Here is a 3,549-nt window from a genome sequence, read left to right as displayed (position 1 = left end):
GCCGGCCCCGCCGCCCGGCCGCCGGACCCGCTCACGCTGCTGCCCGGCTTCGCCAGCCTGGCCTCGCTCCTGCCCGGCCTCTCCGGCCCCGCTGCTGCTCCGCCGGCGGCCGGCCCGGTGCCGCCGACGCCCTCCCATGCCGGCCCTGGCCTCCCGCCGGCGGCGTTCGGCCAGGTCGCGGCCGAGCCGACCCGAGAGGGCTACCGGCTGCTCGAGTCCATCGGCCGCCTGGCCGGGAGGCCGGGCGCCGCGGCCGCCTGGCCCGAGCCCCTGGCACCCGGCCCGGACCGGGCGCCGCCGGCCACCACCCTGCAGAGCCTCGGCCGGCAGGAGGCGCCAGCCTTCACCCCGCCAGCCTTCACCTCGCCCGCCTTCGCCCCGCCCGCCTTCGCGCCCTCCGGCCAGGCCGCCGCCGCGCCGCCGCCGCCGGGCCATTGGCCGGACCCCGCGCCGGCCTCCGCCCCGCCGCCGGCCACCATGGTGACCCTGCCGCTGGCCGAGCTCATGCGCCTGGTCGCCGCCACCGCCCCCACCGCCCGTTAGCCCGGGAGGCCTCGTCATGCCCCTGATCTGTTTGGCGTCTCCGAAGGGAGGCGTCGGGAAGACCACGCTCGCGGCCAATGTCGCGGATGCGCTCCGCCGTCGCGGGCGCCGCGTGCTCAGCATCGACTTCGACCCGCAGAATACGCTGCGGCTGCACTACGGCGTGGCCCTGGCCGACGGCGGCGGCTTCGTCGCCGGCCTGCCGATGCGGCGGGACTGGCGCCAGCTGGCACGGCCGACCGCCGCCGGCGTCGCCCTGCTGCCGCACGGCGCCATCGACCTCCGCGGCGCCCTGGGCCTCGCCGCGGCGCTGGACCGCGACCCGGAGCTGCTGGCCGCGCCGATGCGCGAGATCCTGGCCGATCCCGGGCTGCTGGTGGTGGCGGATACCGCGCCGGGCGCGTCGCAGGCGCTGAGCCTGCTGGCGCCGATGGCCGCCATGGTGGTCTGCGTCCTGCTGGCGGATGCGACCAGTGCGGCGCTGCTGCCCGAGATCGACAGCGGCCGCTTCCTCGGCACCGGGACCCTGGGGGCGCTCCTCGACAGCCGGGTGCGGGTGGTGCTGAACCAGGTGGATCCCTATTCCCGCCTGTCGCGCTCGGCGGCGGAGACGGTGGCGCGCTACCTCGGGCCGCGGCTGCTCGGCGCCGTCTGCCGGGACGAGGCGGTGGCGGAAGCCCTGGCCTCGCAGCGGATGCTGCTCGACCTCGCCCCGCACAGCCGCGCCGCCGAGGACCTGCGGGAGGTCGCCGGGAGCATCGAGGCGGCGCTGCCGCCGCTGCCCGAGGCCGTCCCGGCCGCGGCCGGCCCCCTCGCCTGGGCCGCCCGATGAGCGGCCCGGGGCGCGAGCGCCTGGCCCGGCTGCCCTTCGTCCGGACCAGGGCGGGCGGCATCCTGGCGACGGCGATCGGGCTCTTCGCGGCGCTGGTGGTGGTGGTCACCCCGCTGGAGCCCGAGGACCAAGCCTATCTGGCGATCGGCGGGCTGATGCTGTTCCTGCTGGCCAACCTCCTCCGGGGCCGTACGGTCACCCTGGCGCTCTCGGCGCTCTCCTGCCTGGTCTCGATCCGCTACCTCTTCTGGCGGCTCACCGACACGCTGGACTACAGCGGCTTCTGGCAGACCTTCCTCGGCACCGGCCTGCTGCTGGCCGAGATCTACGCCGTGGCGGCGCTGGTGCTGTCCTACTTCCAGAGCCTCTGGCCGCTCGAGCGCAAGCCGGTGCCGCTGCCGGAGGATGTGGCGCTCTGGCCCAGCATCGACGTCTTCATCCCGAGCTACAACGAGCCGCTCGAGGTGGTGAAGCCGACCGTCTTCGCCGCGCTGGCGCTCGACTGGCCGGCCGAGAAGCTGAACGTCTACCTGCTGGACGACGGCCGGCGGGACGAGTTCCGCCGCTTCGCCGAGGCGGTCGGCGCCGGCTACGTCACCCGCCCCGACAACAAGGGCGCCAAGGCCGGCAACATCAACCACGCGCTGGGCGAGACGGCGGGCGAATACGTCGTCGTCTTCGACTGCGACCACGTGCCGACGCGGGCCTTCCTGCAGCTCACCGTCGGCTGGATGCTGCGCGACCGCGATCTCTGCATGGTGCAGACGCCGCACCACTTCTACTCGCCCGACCCCTTCGAGCGGAACCTCGTCACCGGCAGCCGAGTGCCGAACGAGGGCCTGCTGTTCTACGGCCTCATCCAGCAGGGCAACGACTTCTGGGGCGGCGCCTTCTTCTGCGGCTCCTGCGCGGTGCTGCGGCGGGAGGCGCTCGAGGACATCGGCGGCGTCCCGACCGAGACGGTGACCGAGGACTGCCACGCCTCGCTGCGCATGCAGCGGCGCGGCTGGCGCACCGCCTACCTGCGGGTGCCGCTGGCGGCCGGCCTCGCCACCGACCGGCTCATGCTGCACATCGGCCAGCGCATGCGCTGGGGGCGCGGGATGATCCAGATCCTGCGGCTCGAGAACCCGCTCACCGCCGACGGCCTCGGGCTGCCGCAGCGGCTTTGCTACTTCATGGCGATGTTCCACTTCCTGTTCCCGCTGCCGCGCTTCGTCTTCCTCACCGCGCCGCTGGCCTACCTGCTGCTCGGCGAGACCATCATCGCCGCCTCGCCGCTGGCGATCGTGGCCTATGCCGGGCCGCACATCATCCACTCGATCATGACCGCCAGCCGGATCCAGGGCCGGGTGCGGCATTCCTTCTGGTCGGAGATCTACGAAGCCGTGCTGTCCGTCTATCTGCTGCCGGTGACGCTCGCCACCTTGCTGGACCCGCGGCGCGGCCGGTTCAACGTGACCGACAAGGGCGGCACGCTGGAGGAGGGCTTCTTCGACCTGCGGGCGGTCGGCCCCAACATGGTGCTCTCGCTGTTCCTCATGGCCGGGCTGGCCGCCGGGCTGCTCGGCCTCCTGGCCAATGCGCCGCAGTCGCTGGAATTCCAGGCCTATGCGCTGAACCTCGTCTGGGCGACGCTCTGCCTCCTCACCGTGCTCACCGGGCTGGCGGTCGGCCGGGAGCGGCGGCAGGTGCGGGAGCGGGCGCGGATCGACGCCGAGGTCCCGGTCAGGATCCTGCTGCCCGACGGCCGCGGCGTCGCCGGCGAGACCCGGGACCTCTCGCTCGGCGGCGCGGCGATCTACGCCGACCGCCCCGACGGCATGGCGGACGCCACGCTGGTGACGCTCGAGCTCGCCTGCGGCGCCGAGACCATCGCCCTGCCGGCCGAGGTGCTGCGCTGGTCCGAGGACCGGCTGCAGCTGCGCTTCGCCCCGCAGGACCTGCACGACGAGGGCCAGATCGTGCGCGCCGTGCTGGGCCGGGCCGACGCCTGGGTCGGCTGGGACGCGGTCCGCGCCGACCGCCCGCTGCGCTCCCTGGGGGAGGTGGTGGTGAGCATCGGCGGGCTGGTGCGCGGCGGATCGCAATTCTCGCTGCGGCGGAAGCGGGCCGCGGCCGGTGCCGCCGGGCCGGCCGTCGCCGCGCCGCGGCCGGCGCGGCGGCGTGCCGCG

At 75.0% G+C, this 3,549-nt stretch carries 2 protein-coding genes and 1 pseudogene; all 3 read left to right on the top strand.

From position 1 onward, the window contains the following. Positions 1-543 (top strand): annotated as a pseudogene (locus tag QWZ14_RS29420) (hypothetical protein); the annotation flags it as partial. Between the two features lie 16 nt (positions 544-559). After that, positions 560-1,375 (top strand): cellulose synthase operon protein YhjQ/BcsQ, encoded by an 816-nt coding sequence (locus QWZ14_RS29415; protein WP_290320626.1) that lies wholly within the window; start codon positions 560-562, stop codon positions 1,373-1,375. Further along, positions 1,372-3,549 (top strand): UDP-forming cellulose synthase catalytic subunit (gene bcsA, locus QWZ14_RS29410; RefSeq protein ID WP_290320625.1); only part of this gene is annotated, 2,178 nt, incomplete at its 3' end. The genes QWZ14_RS29415 and bcsA, both read left to right, overlap by 4 nt.

The sequence above is a fragment of the Paeniroseomonas aquatica genome (genome assembly GCF_030409335.1).
Lineage (GTDB): Bacteria > Pseudomonadota > Alphaproteobacteria > Acetobacterales > Acetobacteraceae > Belnapia > Belnapia aquatica.
Note: the sequence above shows the minus strand (reverse complement) of the source record. Positions and strands in the feature narration are given on the sequence as shown.